This is a genomic window from Asticcacaulis sp. AND118, assembly GCF_020535245.1.
Lineage (GTDB): Bacteria > Pseudomonadota > Alphaproteobacteria > Caulobacterales > Caulobacteraceae > Asticcacaulis.
Window position 1 is genome coordinate 270,122 of the sequence record NZ_CP084910.1, and the last position, 16,272, is coordinate 286,393.

Annotated in this window: 17 protein-coding genes; 11 read left to right on the plus strand and 6 right to left on the minus strand. The window is 61.2% G+C overall.

The annotated features are described in order from the left end of the window. The first annotated feature begins 112 nt into the window (after positions 1 to 112). The 3 genes from LH365_RS01280 to LH365_RS01290 all read left to right on the plus strand — a co-directional run bounded on the left by LH365_RS01280 (position 113) and on the right by LH365_RS01290 (position 2,706). Positions 113 to 592, plus strand: a complete 480-nt coding sequence (locus LH365_RS01280) for an Rrf2 family transcriptional regulator (protein ID WP_226744418.1) — start codon at positions 113 to 115, stop codon at positions 590 to 592. Then, a complete protein-coding gene (locus LH365_RS01285; protein WP_226744419.1) occupies positions 582 to 1,490 on the plus strand; it encodes an NAD(P)/FAD-dependent oxidoreductase in 909 nt (302 codons plus the stop codon). The genes LH365_RS01280 and LH365_RS01285 overlap by 11 nt, the downstream gene beginning before the upstream one ends. 163 nt (positions 1,491 to 1,653) lie before the next feature. Continuing rightward, positions 1,654 to 2,706 (plus strand): deoxyhypusine synthase, encoded by a 1,053-nt coding sequence (locus tag LH365_RS01290; RefSeq protein WP_226744420.1) that lies wholly within the window; start codon positions 1,654 to 1,656, stop codon positions 2,704 to 2,706. A gap of 355 nt (positions 2,707 to 3,061) precedes the next feature. On the opposite strand, the gene LH365_RS01295 is transcribed toward LH365_RS01290, so the two are convergent. Next, the gene (locus LH365_RS01295) at positions 3,062 to 4,129 is read right to left on the minus strand and encodes a glycosyltransferase family 1 protein (RefSeq protein ID WP_226744421.1); all 1,068 of its coding nucleotides are present in this window, start codon (positions 4,127 to 4,129) and stop codon (positions 3,062 to 3,064) included. A gap of 342 nt (positions 4,130 to 4,471) precedes the next feature. Here LH365_RS01295 and LH365_RS01300 point away from each other — a divergent pair, with 342 nt between their 5' ends. From LH365_RS01300 to LH365_RS01330, 7 genes are all read left to right on the plus strand, one after another. Further along, positions 4,472 to 5,095, plus strand: coding sequence for a TetR/AcrR family transcriptional regulator (locus LH365_RS01300; RefSeq protein WP_226744422.1), 624 nt, complete (start codon positions 4,472 to 4,474; stop codon positions 5,093 to 5,095). A gap of 1 nt (position 5,096) precedes the next feature. After that, positions 5,097 to 5,510, plus strand: coding sequence for a DUF5990 family protein (locus tag LH365_RS01305; RefSeq protein WP_226744423.1), 414 nt, complete (start codon positions 5,097 to 5,099; stop codon positions 5,508 to 5,510). A gap of 99 nt (positions 5,511 to 5,609) precedes the next feature. Next, positions 5,610 to 7,130 carry a PQQ-dependent sugar dehydrogenase gene (locus LH365_RS01310; protein ID WP_226744424.1) on the plus strand — a complete coding sequence of 507 codons (1,521 nt, stop codon included), beginning with the start codon at positions 5,610 to 5,612 and terminating at the stop codon, positions 7,128 to 7,130. A gap of 72 nt (positions 7,131 to 7,202) precedes the next feature. Further along, on the plus strand, positions 7,203 to 7,586 hold the full coding sequence (locus tag LH365_RS01315; protein ID WP_226744425.1) for a GxxExxY protein: 384 nt from the start codon (positions 7,203 to 7,205) through the stop codon (positions 7,584 to 7,586). Positions 7,587 to 7,643: 57 nt separating this feature from the next. After that, positions 7,644 to 8,009, plus strand: a complete 366-nt coding sequence (gene panD, locus LH365_RS01320) for an aspartate 1-decarboxylase (protein WP_107875495.1) — start codon at positions 7,644 to 7,646, stop codon at positions 8,007 to 8,009. Between the two features lie 255 nt (positions 8,010 to 8,264). Continuing rightward, entirely contained in the window at positions 8,265 to 10,142 is a 1,878-nt protein-coding gene (locus LH365_RS01325; RefSeq protein ID WP_226744426.1) for a ribonucleoside-diphosphate reductase subunit alpha, read from the plus strand. A 197-nt stretch (positions 10,143 to 10,339) separates the two neighbouring features. After that, entirely contained in the window at positions 10,340 to 10,852 is a 513-nt protein-coding gene (locus LH365_RS01330) for a hypothetical protein (RefSeq protein WP_226744427.1), read from the plus strand. Positions 10,853 to 11,203: 351 nt separating this feature from the next. Here the strand turns inward: LH365_RS01330 and LH365_RS01335 are convergent, their stop codons facing one another. Then, on the minus strand, positions 11,204 to 12,628 hold the full coding sequence (locus tag LH365_RS01335; RefSeq protein WP_226744428.1) for an HD-GYP domain-containing protein: 1,425 nt from the start codon (positions 12,626 to 12,628) through the stop codon (positions 11,204 to 11,206). 128 nt (positions 12,629 to 12,756) lie between these two features. Here LH365_RS01335 and LH365_RS01340 point away from each other — a divergent pair, with 128 nt between their 5' ends. Next, positions 12,757 to 13,716, plus strand: a complete 960-nt coding sequence (locus LH365_RS01340; protein WP_226744429.1) for a class 1 fructose-bisphosphatase — start codon at positions 12,757 to 12,759, stop codon at positions 13,714 to 13,716. Here LH365_RS01340 and LH365_RS01345 read toward each other — a convergent pair whose 3' ends face one another. From LH365_RS01345 to LH365_RS01360, 4 genes are all read right to left on the minus strand, one after another. Further along, positions 13,717 to 14,094, minus strand: a complete 378-nt coding sequence (locus tag LH365_RS01345) for a DUF1428 domain-containing protein (RefSeq protein ID WP_226744430.1) — start codon at positions 14,092 to 14,094, stop codon at positions 13,717 to 13,719. Between the two features lie 63 nt (positions 14,095 to 14,157). Then, positions 14,158 to 14,511 (minus strand): DUF1428 domain-containing protein, encoded by a 354-nt coding sequence (locus LH365_RS01350; protein WP_226744431.1) that lies wholly within the window; start codon positions 14,509 to 14,511, stop codon positions 14,158 to 14,160. Between the two features lie 2 nt (positions 14,512 to 14,513). After that, positions 14,514 to 14,999 carry an RNA pyrophosphohydrolase gene (locus LH365_RS01355; RefSeq protein ID WP_226744432.1) on the minus strand — a complete coding sequence of 162 codons (486 nt, stop codon included), beginning with the start codon at positions 14,997 to 14,999 and terminating at the stop codon, positions 14,514 to 14,516. Beyond that, the gene (locus LH365_RS01360; RefSeq protein ID WP_370639730.1) at positions 14,996 to 16,243 is read right to left on the minus strand and encodes a divergent polysaccharide deacetylase family protein; all 1,248 of its coding nucleotides are present in this window, start codon (positions 16,241 to 16,243) and stop codon (positions 14,996 to 14,998) included. The genes LH365_RS01355 and LH365_RS01360 overlap by 4 nt, the downstream gene beginning before the upstream one ends. Positions 16,244 to 16,272: the final 29 nt, after the last annotated feature.

Sequence of the window (16,272 nt, forward strand, 5' to 3'; positions counted from 1 at the left end):
ACCACTTTGTGGTCCCCCTCCCCCGCTATGCAGGGGAGTATGAAAATACAAAGGGCCGGTTTTTCAGAACCGGCCCTTGTTTTTTGCCGCATCATGTAACATATAAAGTTACATGAAAAGAGATGGCAAACTTTCCGGCATGCTCCACGTCCTGCTGCATATGGCGGGCATGGAGGCGGCCGTGACCTCCGAGCGGCTGGCGCAGATGATGGGAACCAATCCCGTCGTCATCCGCCGTGTCATGGCCGGCCTGCGCGCGCAGGGACTGGTGCAATCCGAAAAAGGGCATGGCGGCGGCTGGCGTCTGGGGCGGCCGCTGGCGGAGGTGACGCTGGCCGAAGTCTATCGGGCTGTGGGCGAACCGGAACTGTTCGCTATGGGCAACCGCAGCGAAAACCCGCAGTGCCTGGTCGAGCAGGCCGTCAATGCCGCGATCGACAACGCCCTGTCCGAAGCCGAGACCCTGCTGATGCAGCGGTTCGGCGAGGTGACGCTGGCCATGCTGGCCGCCGATTTCCAGAACCGTGCCGATGCGCGCGGTTACGTCCTGCTCAAGGATCACCCCCAAAAGGAAAACGACCATGATCTATGACGCCCTGATCGTTGGCGGCAGCTTTGCCGGCCTGTCCGCCGCCATGCCGCTGGCCCGCGCCGCAAAGTCGGTCTGTGTGCTCGACAGCGGTCAGCCGCGCAATCGCTTCGCCGAAGCCTCGCACGGCTTCTTTGCTCAGGACGGGGCCGCGCCGCTGGCGCTCAAGGCCGCCGGGCGCGACAAGCTGGCGGCCTATCCCACCGTGGATTTTGTCGAGGGCGAAGCGATCCGCGCGCACAGGTCGGACGACGGTTTCGTGGTCGAGACCCTGCGCGGCGAGAGGCTCTACGCACGCAAGCTGGTGCTGGCCTTCGGCCTCCGCGATCACCTGCCCGACGTGCCGGGCATGACCGAACGCTGGGGCGGGACGGTTTTGCACTGTCCCTACTGCCACGGCTATGAGTTCCTCAACCGGCCGCTGGGTGTGCTGCGCGTCACGCCGATGTCGGTGCATCAGGCCCTGCTGATCAGCGAATGGGGCCCGACCACCTTCTTCCTCAATGGCGGGGAGATGCCCGACGCCGAAACCCTCAGTCACCTCAAGGCGCGCAATGTACATATCGAGCCCGCGCCGATTGCGGCTTTGGAAGGCGAGGCGGAGGCGCTGGAGGGCGTGCGCCTGACCGATGGGCGTCTTGTGCCGCTGGCGGCGCTGTATGTGGCCACGCGCACCGAAATGACCAGTCCGCTGGCCGAACAACTGGGTTGCGTCATGCAGGACGGTATGCACGGGCCGGTAATCGTGGTCGATCAGATCGGTCAGACCAGCGTACCGGGTGTCTTTGCCGCGGGCGACATCACGCGCTCAATGCACAATGCCAGTTTCGCCGCAGCGGAAGGCATGATGGCCGGGGTGGGCGTGCACCGTTCGCTGGTCTTCGGACCGCTGGGGATTTAGGCCCGGACCCTTTGCCGCCCTTTGCAAAACCTTGATTTGCAAAGTGCCAACTTATGGGCTATAGGCCGCTCCCTGTAAAATCCCGCCCCATCGCACCGTCTGGGGGGTATCGGGCACATGACGGGCGTCCACCTTTCTCCTCTTTATCAAAAAGGACCAAGCGATGAACGCTAACACCCCCCAATCGAACCAAAAGGCCGCCCTGCTCCAGAACACCGTGGAGCACGTCGACATCACCTCCTACGACGCCCGTCCGATCATCGACTCGATGCGCAAGATGTCGTTCTCGTCGCGCGACACCGCCCGCGCCGCCGACATCTTCAACATGGCGCTGGAAGACAAGGGCTGCTCGCCGTGGCTGATCCTGGCCGGTTCGACCTCGGCCGGCGGCTGCATGCACGTCTACCGCGACATGGTGAAGTTCGGCATGATCGACGCCGTGGTCGCCACGGGTGCCTCGATCGTCGACATGGACTTCTTCGAAGCGCTCGGCTTCAAGCACTATCAGGCCGCGGGCCCGGTCGATGACAACGTCCTGCGCGACAACTATATCGACCGCATCTACGACACCTATATCGACGAAGAAGAGCTTCAGGCGTGCGATCATACGATCCTGGAGATCTGCAACCGCCTTGAGCCACGCGGCTATTCCTCGCGCGAATTCATCTGGGAAATGGGCAAGTGGCTGTCGGAAGGCAATGCCAAGAAGCCCGGCTCGCTGATCCAGACCGCCTACGAAGAAGGTGTGCCGATCTTCTGCCCGGCCTTTGTCGACTCGTCCGCCGGTTTCGGTCTGGTCAAGCACCAGAAGGAACGCATCGCCGCCAAGCAACCCTACCTGATGATCGACGCCGTGGCCGATTTCCGCGAACTGACCGACATCAAGATCGCGGCGGGCACCACCGGCCTGTTCATGGTCGGCGGCGGCGTACCGAAGAACTTCGCGCAGGACACCGTCGTCTGCGCCGAAATCCTCGGTATCGAAGCCGACATGCACAAGTACGCGGTGCAGATCACTGTTGCCGATGTACGTGACGGCGCCTGCTCGTCCTCGACGCTGAAGGAAGCCGCATCGTGGGGTAAGGTTTCGACCACCTACGAACAGATGGTCTTCGCCGAAGCCACCACGGTCGTACCGCTGATCGGCTCGGACGCCTACCACCGTGGCGCGTGGAAGTCGCGTGAGAAGCGTAACTGGGCGAAGCTGTTTGCTTAAACCCTGAGTATATGACGCCGGTTTTTGAGAATAATTATCCGTAATCGTTTGCTTAACGGTACGTCTTTGCCATTAACCAAAGATCGGCGTCATAGATCACAAAAAAGTTTTACTGAGGCTCTTCCATTTTTGGAAATAGGGGCTATTTAGGCTCTAACGACAACGGCTCACGGTAATTGAGTCGTCGTCAATTAGTTCGTCGCCGGGATCATCCCCCCCCCCCCTCGAATCCGGCGGCATGCGCGGCCCTCTCTGCCCCCCAGAGAGGGCCGTTGTTATTTGGGCTCGTACTGCGGGCAAAAAAACAGGCGCTGAAATTTTCAGCGCCTGTTTTTTTGTGTCTGAGAGTGGGTTGTCAGGCCGCCTTGCGCAGGCGTCGCGGTAAGGTCCGCAGGCGCGCCCATAGTTTCTTCTTCTCGGCTTCCGGATAGGGCTCCAGATTACGGATGAATTCTTCAGCGCAGGCCTTCCACGAAAACTTTTCGGCATGACGACGCACATGGCCGCGATCGAGCTTCAAAGCCTCGGTAATGGCCACGCCCAGATCGTCATCGATAACACCCGCGCCCGTGCCGGGGATAAGATCGATGGGGCCGTGCGCCGGGAAGGCGGCGACCGGCGTGCCGGTGGCCATGGCTTCGAGGATGACCAGACCGAAGGTGTCGGTCAGGGACGGAAAGACGAAGACGTCGGAATCGGCATAAGAGCGCGCCAGTTCGTCGCCGAAGCGCGCACCGGTGAAGACAGCGTCCGGATACTTGACCTTCAGTTCCTCCAGTTGCGGCCCCTTGCCGACGATCACCTTCGTGCCCGGCAGGTCGAGCGACAGGAAGGCTTCGAGGTTCTTCTCGATGGCCACGCGACCGATATAGGTCATGATCGGACGCGGCAGGTCGCCGAAGATGGGCTCAAGGTCGGGGCGGAACATTTCGGTATCGACGCCGCGCGTCCAGGGCGAGATGTTCTTGAAGCCGCGTGCCTCCAGATCCTTCTGCAGGGTCGGCGTCGCCACCATCACCCGGCCGGAAGGTTTGTGGAACCAGCGCATATAGCCGTAACCCCAACTCAGCGGGATGGGCAGGCGGGCGGAGACGTATTCGGGAAACTTGGTATGGTAGGAGGTCGTGAAGGGCATCTTCCATTCCATGCACACGCGGCGCGCGGCGAGGCCGACAAAGGCCTCGGTGGCGATATGCACGGCGTCCGGCTCATAATCCTGGATGATTTCGCGGACTTCCTCATAACAGCCCAGCGCCAGCTTGACCTCCGGATAGTCGGGCCAGGAAACGGACTTGAATTGGTTGTAGTCCACGATCTTGAATTCGTGACCGAGTTTTTCGCACTCGGCGATGACCCGCTTCATTGTCGTGACCACGCCATTGACCTGAGGGTCCCACGCATCGGTCGCCAGTAAGATACGCACAATCGTTTCCGTCTGTTGTCCTTGGCCCACTTGTGTAGAGCGCAACGGGCGCTCTGTGAAGCACGATTTTGTTTCAGGCCTGCGACAAGGGAAGGAAGTTTTTCTGCCCATGGCGCGGTTGCGAAAGAAAATGGAGCCATATTTTCAAGGTGTGGCCGGTTTTTGGACCGCAGAGTTGTTGCGATGCACAAAAACCCGCGTATAATCCCGATCATGGAACCGCGTCGCGTTAAAACTCGTACTGCCTTGTCAACCGCGACGAACGACCTGAATGTGAGTACCGTCCGCGCCCGTAAAGAACACACAACGGGAGGCCAGCGCGCGGAAGCTGGAAGGCAGCGCATGAGCGATCGACCGAAAGACACGCCCAAGTCCCGCCGCACGCGGGTCCAGATTCTCGACACCGCCATGCGGTTGTTCGCGGAGTTGGGCTATGACCGCGCGGGTAATGCCGCCATCGCCGAAGCCTGCGGTCTGACGCGCGGGGCCATGCTCTATCACTTCCCGACGCGCGAAGCGCTGGTCGAAGCGGCCGCCTGGCACATCCATTCGGCCCGCGAAGCCGCCTTTGAGGCTGAGGCCAGCAAGCTGAAGCCCGGTCAGGACGCGCTTGACGGCGCTATCGACGCCTACTGGCGTCTGCTGAGTTCGGTGCCGTTTTCCGCCTTTCTGGCGTTGGAACGCGCCGCGCGTCAGGACGAAGACGTGGCCAAGGCCATCCGTCCGGCGCAGGAAGCCTTCGATCGCGGGGCCATGGGCCGCGCCACGCCGGGCTTCATTACCGCCGGCGTCGATTCGCGTTTCCAGGCCAGCCGCGATCTGGCCCGTTTCGCTCTGGACGGACTGCACCGCGCCGCCCTGACCTACGATCAGCCGGAGCGTATCGAAAACCTGCTCAACGTCATCAAGCGCGCGGTGCACATGCTGAACCGCAAGGGCGATGTGACGGACCTCTGGGTCGACTGAGTTGGGCGATACGGCGGTCATCCTGCGCCTGACCATCGCCGATCCGGTGCCGGGCGTCGCCTACAGCCTTCAGGACAAGGACAATCATCCGATCGATCCCGTGATCGCGAGCGAGGGTCCGCTGTCCTTCGACGTGCCGGTGCGCTTAAGTGCCGATAATCGCTGGCTGGGGCCGTTCGTGCGCCGCGAAGGGCCGGAGCGCCGTTTCGTCTATATCGCTATCGGGCAATCGGCGGGCGACCCCGGCAGCGAATGGTCGCGCCGCGCCAAGATCGACATCCATGACATGCCCGAAGCCCTGAGGGACGCCGCCCGTGTCGGGGCCGTGCCTGAAATCGTCCTGCCGGGACGCGGCAAGGACGGCACGCCCGCCTGCGCCACCGTTCGCGGTCCTGAGGGCTGGAAGCTGGTCTAACCCGCTCTTCGCTTTGAATCTTTATCATCCCTGTCTCATTGTCGCGGCACCGGATCAAGCCGGCCAGAAAATACTGGAAAAGATAAACAGGGGTTACGCATGAGTCGGATACCGCTTGCTGTCGTTCTGTCCTTGGGACTGTCTCTGGCCGCCTGTGGCGGTGACGATTCGGGCGGAGGCGGCGGGGGCGGCGGCGCACCGTCCCTGAGCTTCACCTCGGGCGGTACGGCCAGTTTCGGCGAAAACGGCACGGGGACAGCCTACACCGCGGCGGCAACGGGCGGCAGCGGCGCCATCACCTACAGTCTGGGCAGCGGCGGCGACAACGCCCTGTTCTCTATAGACGGAACGAGCGGCGCCCTGACCTTCAAGGCCGCGCCCAATTTCGAATGGCCGCGGGATTCCAACCGCGACAATATCTATGATGTAACGGTCACCGCCTCGGCAGGCGGGGCTTCGGCTTCGCGCACGGTCGCGGTCACCGTCACCGACCGTTCGGGCCGGGTGGCGCTGCGCCGGGTGGGGGAGGGCTTCACCCAACCCCTGTTCGTGACCGGGCGCGGCGACAATTCGGGCAAGGTGCTGGTGGTGCAGAAGGGCGGGCTGGTCCGTGTACTCGACCCGCTGACCGGGGTCATCGACGCGACCGCCTTCCTCGATGTGCGCGATCAGATCGCCACCGACGGCGAGCGGGGTTTGCTGGGACTGGCCCTCGCGCCCGATTTCAGCACGACGGGGGTTTTCTACGCCTATCTGACGGCGACTAACGGAGCGATCAATATCCGCCGCTACACGGCGACGGCGGCCGGCGCTTCGGGGGCGGGCGACACCCTCCTGACCATTGCGCACCCGGCGAATAACCACAATGGCGGCTGGATCGCCTTCGACAAGAACGGCCTGCTGGTGGCCGCCGTCGGTGATGGCGGCGGTGGCGGCGACCCTTCGGGCAATGCCCAGAACACCAATGTCCTGCTGGGCAAGATTTTGCGCATCGATGTGCGCAGCGACGCCTATCCGGCGGATCCGAACCGCGACTACGCCATCCCGATGACCAACCCCTTCGCCAGCATGGGCGGCGCGCCGGAAATCTGGCACTGGGGACTGCGCAACCCGTTCCGCAACAGCTTCGATCGTGAAACGGGGCACCTCTATATCGGCGATGTGGGGCAAAGCGCGATCGAGGAAATCAACTTCGCCTCGTCCGGCAGCCCCGGTCTCAACTACGGCTGGAACATCCTCGAAGGCACATCCTTTTACGCCGGTGGTTCGACGACCGGCCTGACCCCGCCGGTGGCGCAATACGCCCAGGGCACGGGTCCGCTGCAAGGCAAATCGGTCACGGGCGGTTATGTCTATCGCGGGCCGGTCGTGTCGATGCGCGCACAATATGTCTTCGGCGACTTCGTCAACAAACGCATGTGGTCGATCCCGGTAGCGAATATGGTGCAGGGCACGACCCTGGCCAACACCGCCTTCACCGACCGCACCACAGCCTTTGCCCCGTCGGCGGGGGCGGTAGGCAGCATCACCAGCTTCGGCGAGGACGATTTCGCTAACCTCTACGTGGTGGACTTCGACGGCGAGATATTCCTGATGGACGAGGTGGACGAAGGGGCCTGATAAGAGAAAACGGCTGACTTTCCGAAGTGAAGGGATTAAGAACCACGGAAAACACGGAAAGCACGGACATTCATGGAAAATACCGGCCTTCTTTATGAGGCTGAAACCTACGCCATTCGCGGGGCTATCTTTGAGATATCACGTGAGATGGGCGTTGGCTTTCTTGAATCTGTCTATCAGGAATGTCTGATACGCGAGTTTGCCCAGCAGGACATTCCGGCCGTCGCGCATCCTGAGTTGCGATTGGCTTACAAGGGTGAACCGCTTACCCAGGTATACAGGCGGGATTTCATCTGTTTCGATAGCATTATTGTTGAGTTGAAGACTTGTCGTACCTTGCTGGATGAGCAGAGGGCGCAGGTGTTGAATTATCTCAAGGCCTCTGGTCTTCGGGTCGGGCTTCTCGTTAATTTCGGTGTCCATCCCAAGGCGCAAATCGAGAGATTAGCGCTCTGATTTCTGTGTTTTCCGTGTTTTCCGTGGTTAATCTTTAAAATCGTCAGAGTCAGATTCATGCGTCAGTTGCTGCGTTCCAAGATCCATAACGCCTACGTCACCGAAGCCAATCTCGCCTATATCGGTTCGATCACCATAGACGAGGATCTGATGGATGCCGTCGGCCTGTGGGAGGGCGAGCGGGTGCTGGTCGTGTCCAACACCTCCGGCTCGCGACTCGAAACCTACGTGATCACCGGCGAACGTGGATCCGGCAAGATCGCCATGAACGGCGCCGCCGCGCACCTGATCAGCGAATCCGAACAGATCATCATCATGGGGTTCGAGCTGACCGACGCGCCGATTATCCCCAGAGTCGTGCTGGTCGACCGCGAGAATCGGGTTGACCGCTACCTCTCTGAAACCCCCTCGACGATTCTCTAACAGGACTCTTTTTTGGGGGTATTTTCGCGTCGTCGCGCCAACCCCTTGAGGCGCTTGGAATAATGTTTCTTTTAAGAAATCATTAACTAAAAACTTCGCCTGTGCGGCGACTTGGCCGTTGACGATGCGGCGCGATTATGGCCCCATATAGGGGCTTAGGGCGGCCAATGACACTATATCTAGTTGTTGTGGGGGCAAGCCTTCGGTGCTCCGCCCGCGGAGCGGTTTTCTCAGGCATACCAGGTGAGTGTGACGATGTCGGCAAATGATGCGGCGGCGAAGGTTCAGAGTGCGGCGCCTGTGAAGGGCGCGCTCAAGGTGCGCCCGAAGGAGCGCCCGGAGTTCAGGCTGATCAAGACGGTGGTGACCGATCCGTCCAAGGACGAGAAGCTGACCGACTTCGGCAAGAAGACGCTCGACGACCGTTACCTGCTGGCCGGCGAAACCTATCAGGACATGTTCGCCCGCGTCGCCACGGCCTATGCCGACGATTCGGAACACGCCCAGCGCATCTATAACTACATTTCAAACCTGTGGTTCATGCCGGCCACGCCGGTGCTGTCGAACGGCGGCGCCAAGCGCGGCCTGCCTATCTCGTGCTTCCTCAACTCGGTCCCCGACTCGCTCGAAGGCATCGTCAGCGTGTGGAACGAAAACGTGGCGCTCGCTTCGAACGGCGGCGGCATCGGCACCTATTGGGGCGGTGTTCGCTCTATCGGCGAAAAGGTCAAGGGTGCGGGCCAGACCTCGGGCATCATCCCCTTCATCCGCGTGATGGACTCGCTGACGCTGGCCATTTCGCAGGGCTCGCTGCGTCGTGGTTCGGCCGCCGTCTATATCGACATCTTCCACCCTGAAATCGAAGAATTCCTCGAAATCCGCAAGCCGTCGGGCGACTTCAACCGTAAGGCGCTCAACCTGCATCACGGTATCTCGATCACTGACGAGTTCATGGAAGCCGTCCGCGACGGCGCGCCGTTCGGCCTGCGTTCGCCCAAGAACAACGAAGTCATCCGCTACGTCGACGCGCGCGCCCTGTGGCAGAAGATACTCGAAATCCGCATGCAGACGGGCGAGCCCTATCTGATCTTCGCCGACACGGTGAACCGGTCGATGGCCCCGCACCAACGCGAACTGGGCCTTAAGGTCAAGCAGTCGAACCTGTGCGCCGAAATCATGCTGCACACCGGTAAGGACCACCTCGGTCATGAGCGCACCGCCGTGTGCTGCCTGTCCTCGGTCAATGCCGAAACCTTCCTCGAATGGCGCGACCAGCCTCAATTCATCGAAGACATCATGCGCTTCCTCGACAACGTCCTGCAGGACTTCATCGATACCGCGCCGGATTCGATGGCCGCCGCCGCCTATTCCGCCCAGCGTGAGCGTTCGGTCGGCCTCGGCCTGATGGGCTTCCACTCCTTCCTGCAATCGCAGGGCGTGGCTTTCGAGTCGGCGATGGCCAAGTCGTGGAACATGCGCCTGTTCAAGCACCTGCGCCGCGAAGCCGACAAGGCCTCGGTCAAGCTGGCTCAGGAGCGCGGGCCATGCCTCGACGCCGAAGAGCGCGGCGTCATGGAACGCTTCTCGCACAAGCTGGCCATTGCGCCTACCGCCTCCATCTCGATCATCTGCGGCGGCACCTCGGCGGGTATCGAGCCGATCCCGGCCAATATCTACACCCACAAGACCCTGTCGGGCTCGTTTGCGGTCAAAAACCCCTTCCTGCAGAACCTGCTGGCGGAAAAGGGTCTCGACACGCCGGAAACCTGGGACTCGATCGTCGAGCATGAAGGTTCGGTCCAGCACCTCGACGCCCTGAACGAAGACGAAAAGGCCATCTTCAAGACGGCCTTCGAAATCGATCAGCGCTGGGTGGTCGAACTGGCCGCCGACCGCGCGCCGGAAATCTGCCAGTCGCAGTCGCTCAACATCTTCCTGCCGGGCGATGTCGATAAGTGGGACCTGCACATGCTGCACTGGACGGCGTGGGAACAGGGCGTCAAGTCGCTCTACTATCTCCGCTCCAAGTCGGTGCAGCGCGCGGCCTTCGCCGGTTCGGAAGGCAAGGCCGCGGTGGTGTCGATGGAAGCCGCGGGCAAGACGGACTACGAGGAATGCTTGGCTTGCCAATAAGCAGGGCCTCAGGCCCTGCACCCGAAACCGGGAGCCAATATCAAAGGCCGGAGCACCCGCTTCGGCCTTTTTGCTATGGAATGTCACGCTGCGCAACTTTGACAAATTTTCGTCGCTTTGATTTTTGCCTTTGATAATTGCGTATTTTGATTGACGGTCCCGTATCGAATGTTAAAGTATTCCAAAGCGAGGTTGCAATGTCTGATTCTGCTTTACAAATGATGCGTCAATTGAGGCAGGCCATTGAGGCTCGTCTTTTGGCGTCTGAGGATTACCGGGCTCTCAAAGCGTTGGATTTAGCAATCGAACAAGCGCTTGCTCCCACAAATAGGGGCTCTTCCCCTCCTCTTAAAACTCACTGGATCTCGGAAAATATAACAAATACAAAAAATAAAGAGCGCGCTACCCAAAAGGGAATGTCCCATGCTGATGCCGCAGAATTAGCCCTACAAAAGCGCGGATCACCTGCAACAACGGCGGAATTGGTTGAGCTTCTCGAAAAATATGGTTCCATGGTTGGCGGAAATGATCGCAATACCAATCTGGCATCGTCGTTGTCGCGCGATGGGCGTTTTCGAGCCGTACGCATCAACGGAAAACCCCATTGGTGGTTTAAGGAACGGCCGATACCTTCAATCGAGGACTTTGCACTTGAGCATGGAGAAAGTTCAAGAGGCAATGACGATTTAGAGGATTTGCTTGGTTCTTAGAGTTTGAGGCCCTGCTTTTGGCAGGGCCTTGTATTGGTCAGAGGGATCAATCTTGCCGGACTACCCTCTGTCGCAGAATTCGGAAAGGAGGTGAGGCGGAATGAAGCCGCCATAAACCCTTCCTGATCTTGGGGGCGAGATGCCGCCAAGGTGAGCAGCCCTCACAAGGAGGGCAAAGGAGAGGGCGGTTTCCGCCCTCTCTACATTATCTAGAGTGAATTTTGCCTATCTGTCAAATTGAATGCAAAAAGGCTTTTAAAAGCCGTATAAAATAAAAGAAGCGAATAGACCGTAGTCGCGTGAACGATTTTCAAGCCATATCATTGATATTATACGGGTATTATTGATAAGTCATGCCACCTTCTGCACCGGCCGCTCGGTCGCGTCGAAGCTGACCGTCCCCGCCTTGGCGTCGGTCTCTATCCGCTCAATGGCCTGTTTCAGCGCCGCGAAGCACACCGGGTCTATGGCGTCGCCGACGCTTTCGCCGATGATGTCCAGCGCCTTCCAGATCGGCAGGGCCGGGCGATAGGGGCGGTCGGCGGTCAGGGCGTCGAAGAAATCCGCCGTCGAAATGATCCGCGTCTCCAGACTGATCTCTTCGGCGCTCAGGCCGTGGGGATAGCCCTTACCGTCCAGCCGCTCATGGTGCGCGCCAGCGATGCGCGCCAGTTCGGCAAAGGCGCCGATGCGCGACAGGATGGTTTCGGTATAGAGGGCATGGGCCTGCATCTGCACCCACTCCTCGTCCACCAGACGGCCCGGCTTGTCGAGAATGGTGTTCGATACGCCCAGTTTCCCCACATCGTGCAACAGGGCGGCGCGCTTCAACCAGCGCCGGGCGCGGGCGTCCAGCCCCATCGCTTCGGCCATCATGTCCGTATAGAGGGCGACGCGCGACGAATGGCCCGCCGTATAGGGGCTCTTGGAGTCGACCACCTGCCCGAAGGCGATGGCGATGTCGTCGAGATAGTCTTCGTCCAGCGCCACCTCATGATGCGCCGGCTCCATCGACTGAATGCGCTGGACGAGGTCGGGCGCGCTCAGTCCTTCCCAGAAGCCGGGGCGGGCGGCGACCTCAAAAAAGGCGTCGGCGGTTTCGGGTTCGAACCAGGTGCCGGCGCGGTTGAGGATTTCGCGCGTGGCGGCGTCCTGCCCCCGGCTTTTGAAAAACACGTCGGCGCACTGACACAGCAGCGCGATGCGGGCATAGGGCGAGATGGCCTGACGGCGCAGGCCCTGCGGCTGACCGCGCCCGTCCCAGTGTTCATCAAGGTCGCGGATGCCGATGGCCACGGCTTCGGGAAAGCGCAATTGCCGCGCGATGTCGGCGCCGCGCGTGCAGCGCGTCTCGATCAGTTCGCGCGAAATCTCGCCGCCGTTCTTGAAGATATTGATTACGGCGCGGAAGCGTTCGGCCAGATCGGCCTTCAGCCCCGTATGCGAAATGACGAAGCCCATCACGTCCGACAGTCCGGTGTCGATGTCCTTGAAGTCGCGTTTGAAGCTGAGATCGTCGGTCAGATAGAGCTGGCAGATACGCGCGGCATTGGACGAACAGCCCAGATCCTTGAGCAGCAGGACGTAGTAAAGCTCCCACCTCTGTTCCGCGGAAAAGCCCAGTTCCTCGGCGATGTGCATGCCGATATAGCAGCAGCGCACGCAATGGCCTTCGGGCTGACCTTCGGTGATGTCGAGCGCATAGGAGAAGGCGCTGATTAACTCCGACAGCTTGAGGCGGTCGGGCGATATGTCGGGCAGTTTCGGCGCTGGCATGAAGGCCCCATCATTAAGTCGCTTCGATCATGCCACGTCACGCTTAAGACCGCGTTACGCGTTGACGCAGGGCCTGCGGGAGGCTAGTCCTGCTGCATCCAAAGCCATTACAAAAAAGCGATTTTCAAATGCCGATGACATTGACCGCCTTCCTCGAAGGCCAGAGCGATCTGCCGCAAAATCTCAAGGTCCTGATCGGCGCGATGGCCGACACCTGCGCCGTGATCGGCCGCACGGTGAACCTCAGCGCCGTCAACGATCTTCAGGGCGCGCTGGAGCAGGAAAACGTGCAGGGCGAGGTGCAGAAGCAACTCGATGTCATCGCCAACGACATCATGCTCGAAGAGGCCCGCTGGAAGGGCGTGGTGCGCGGTCTGGCCTCCGAGGAAATGGACGACTATATCGCCTTCGATAAGGGCGACTATCTGCTGTTCTTCGACCCCATCGACGGGTCGAGCAATGTCGACGTTAACGGCGTGGTCGGCACCATCTTCTCCATCCTGCCCGCGCCGCAGGGCGAGCTGGGCCTCAACGACTTCCTGCGTCCGGGCCGCGATCAGGTGGCCGCCGGTTACGCCGCCTACGGCCCGCAGACCATCCTGGTCCTGACCGTGGGCAAGGGCGTCGTGTCTTTCACCCCTGACGCCGACGGCGTGTGGGTGCAGACCAGGGCCGAAATGACGGTTCCGGCCTCTACCCGCGAATTCTCCATCAACATGTCGAACCACCGCCACTGGTTCCCCGGCGTGCAGCGCTATATCGACGAGTGCGTGGCGGGCAAGGACGGGCCGCGCGGCGCGGATTTCAACATGCGCTGGCTGGCCTCGATGGTCGGCGACGTGCACCGCATTCTCACGCGGGGCGGCATCTTCATGTATCCGGGCGACAAGAAGCGCGCCGACGGCAAGCTGCGCCTGATGTACGAGGCCAATCCCATCGGTCTGCTGATCGAGCAGGCGGGCGGCAAGGCCACGGACGGCACCACCCGTATCCTCGACATCCAGCCGACGGGCCTGCATCAGCGCACGGGCGTCGTGCTGGGCTCGACCGAAGAGGTCGAACGCGTGGCAGAATATCTGAACGCCTGATCAAGCCGTAAAGATCGTCTGAAAGCCGCCATAGATCAGGCGCTTGCCGTCAAAGGGCATGTCCATCTCGGCCATGCGCGGATCGGCCTGCGCCTTTTCCCAGGCGATATTGCGGACCTCTTTTGACGGCCAGACGACCCACGAAAAGACTACGACCTCGCCCGCTTCCAGCTTTACGGCCAGGGGCAGCGAGGTCAGCTTGCCTTCCGGGACGTCATCGCCCCAGTTTTCGACGACGGCCAGCGCGCCCAGTTCCTTGAACAGGGTGGCGGTGACCTGCGCGGATTTCAGATAGGCGTCGCGGCTTTCGACTTTGACCGGACAGACAAAGCCATCGACATAAGTGCTGGGGGCGTCAGACATGGCGGCATCAGACATGGGAAGCGTCTCCTCTGTTGGGAGGCACCAGCCTACGGCCCTGTGGATAAAATGCCAATGGGTCTATTTCTCGACCAGCACCTGAAAACCGCCATAGACCAGCTTAGCGCCGTCGAAGGGCATGGCCTCGGTCGGCTGCATGCGCGGGTCTTCCATGATCTTCTCGTTGGCTTCGTCGCGTGCCTCTTTCGACGGCCACATGACCCACGAAAAGACCACACTGTCCGACAGCTTGCCGCGCGCGGAGTTACGGAACGAAGCCCCTTCGTCGCCTTCGGGCAGGTCGTCGCCCCAGCATTCGACCACCTGAAGCGCGCCGTATTCCTTGAACACCTCGGCGGCGGTTTCGGCCATCTTCTTGTAGGCGGCGCGGTTTTCCTTGGGTACCGGGATCAGGAATCCATCGACGTAAGACATGGCTATACCCTTCCCAGAAGCGTTTTCAGTTCGGCGATGACGGTGCGGTACGAGTCGCGCTTGAAATGCACCACGCGCTCGATGACCTGATCGAGGTCGCACCATTCCCAGCGGTCGAACTCCTGCTCGCCGTGGGCCTGAAGGTTCACTTCGCTGTCCGGACCGGTGAAGCGGCAGAAGTACCAGATCTGCTTCTGACCTTTGAAATTGCGGCCGATCTTCTTCTGGGCCAGCACTTCGGGCGGGAAGTCGTAGATGATCCAGTCCGACGTGCAGCCAAACATCTCGATCGTGCTCAGGCCGGTTTCTTCGTAAAGCTCGCGCTTGGCGGCAGCCTCGAAATCTTCACCGGCATCGACGCCGCCTTGCGGGAATTGCCAGGCGTAGTCGCCGCTCATGCCGAAGCGATGGCCGATCCACACCTTGCCGTCCGGATTGATCACGACGATGCCCACATTGGGGCGGTAGTCTTTTAGGTCTCTTGTCATCGCCTCATAATAGCGGAAGCCGGAGCCAGTTGCAGCCCCTTTTGCTCAAGACCCTGTGTCCATTTGATCGCGGCGGCCAGCGTCACCGGATAGGCGAAGCCCGACCCCAGCGCGCGACCGCGAGCCTTGGCCTGAGTCTCGATGGCCGTGAGTTGGGCTGTGATGCTCTGGGTGTTGATCTGGGCGTCGATCACGCGATCCGCCGAGGCGCGGGTCCAGCCGCCGGCGACGTCGCGGGCCTGACCGTCGTCGATAAAGGCCACGCCGCGCGCCTTCATCACATTGAGAAAGCCGGTCATCGAACCCTTGTCGCGTAAGTAAGCGCTGCCCTGATAGTTCATGACGCCGAAATAGCCGGTGGCGCGCCCCATCAGCCAGTTGAGGCTGGCATTCATGTCGTCCGGACGCTGACCCACCAGAAGCGTGCGCGGGCCGGGATCGGTGTCGGGATAGTTGGTCGGCTCCATCGGAATTTCGATCAGCACCTCGTGGCCCTGCGCGCGGGCGGCGTCGATCCACCCTTGCAGCCCTTCGGCGTGCGGCACGAAGGACAGGGTGACCTCGGCGGGCAACTGCTCGATGGCGGCCTTGGTGGTGGTCGGATTGAGCCCCAGACCGCCGACGATCAGCGACACCATGGGCTTGCCGTTGGATTTGAACGGACGGGCATAGGCCGAGGCCGGGACGCGGCCGTCCGAAGCGATGGCCGGCAGCGGGCCGTTGGGCCCGTTCTGCGACAGGCCGGCGATGGGCGCTGGCGCTAGCGGCGAGGCGGGCAGCTTGTTGGCCGCGCTGACCGTCACCGGCGCGCCGTCATTGGGAAGCGTGATGATCGCCGTACCGTCGGCGGGCCCGGCCTCGCCATTGGCGCCGAACTGCTCGGCGGAGGCGTCGTTGAACAGGCCGAGCGAATCGAGCGTGAAGGCTTGCAGGCCCGATGCGGCCTCATTGGCAGGCGCTTGCGCCTGTGCGTGGTCGTCCGCCTTTGGGGCGGCGACGGTCGCGGCGGCGATGCGGATGCTGGGGTTGCCGGCTTCGGGATCGGACAGGCTGAGGAACAGCGCCCCGCCGCCGAGGAACAGGCCCAGGGCGATCAGCGGCGCGGTATAGGGCTTTTTCAGTATGTCGAGCGCAGCGGGCCCGAAGCCCTTGATGCGGCTCATCAGGCCGCCGTCCTGACGGAACAGCGGTGAATTGGACAGGGAGGGGAGCTTCGGCTTGGCGAACATGGATGTGACCGGCAAAAAACCCTGCCCGCACGAACTGCGGACAG

Bases quoted from the DNA above. Each gene is read 5' to 3' on its own strand.
- LH365_RS01310 (WP_226744424.1), top strand. From the start codon at position 5,610: ATGAGTCGGATACCGCTTGCTGTCGTTCTGTCCTTGGGACTGTCTCTG.
- LH365_RS01280 (WP_226744418.1), top strand. From the start codon at position 113: ATGAAAAGAGATGGCAAACTTTCCGGCATGCTCCACGTCCTGCTGCAT.
- LH365_RS01315 (WP_226744425.1), top strand. From the start codon at position 7,203: ATGGAAAATACCGGCCTTCTTTATGAGGCTGAAACCTACGCCATTCGC.
- LH365_RS01335 (WP_226744428.1), bottom strand. From the start codon at position 12,628: ATGCCAGCGCCGAAACTGCCCGACATATCGCCCGACCGCCTCAAGCTG.
- LH365_RS01350 (WP_226744431.1), bottom strand. From the start codon at position 14,511: ATGTCTTACGTCGATGGATTCCTGATCCCGGTACCCAAGGAAAACCGC.
- LH365_RS01325 (WP_226744426.1), top strand. From the start codon at position 8,265: ATGTCGGCAAATGATGCGGCGGCGAAGGTTCAGAGTGCGGCGCCTGTG.
- LH365_RS01345 (WP_226744430.1), bottom strand. From the start codon at position 14,094: ATGTCTGATGCCGCCATGTCTGACGCCCCCAGCACTTATGTCGATGGC.
- panD (WP_107875495.1), top strand. From the start codon at position 7,644: ATGCGTCAGTTGCTGCGTTCCAAGATCCATAACGCCTACGTCACCGAA.
- LH365_RS01290 (WP_226744420.1), top strand. From the start codon at position 1,654: ATGAACGCTAACACCCCCCAATCGAACCAAAAGGCCGCCCTGCTCCAG.
- LH365_RS01340 (WP_226744429.1), top strand. From the start codon at position 12,757: ATGCCGATGACATTGACCGCCTTCCTCGAAGGCCAGAGCGATCTGCCG.
- LH365_RS01300 (WP_226744422.1), top strand. From the start codon at position 4,472: ATGAGCGATCGACCGAAAGACACGCCCAAGTCCCGCCGCACGCGGGTC.
- LH365_RS01285 (WP_226744419.1), top strand. From the start codon at position 582: ATGATCTATGACGCCCTGATCGTTGGCGGCAGCTTTGCCGGCCTGTCC.
- LH365_RS01330 (WP_226744427.1), top strand. From the start codon at position 10,340: ATGTCTGATTCTGCTTTACAAATGATGCGTCAATTGAGGCAGGCCATT.
- LH365_RS01355 (WP_226744432.1), bottom strand. From the start codon at position 14,999: ATGACAAGAGACCTAAAAGACTACCGCCCCAATGTGGGCATCGTCGTG.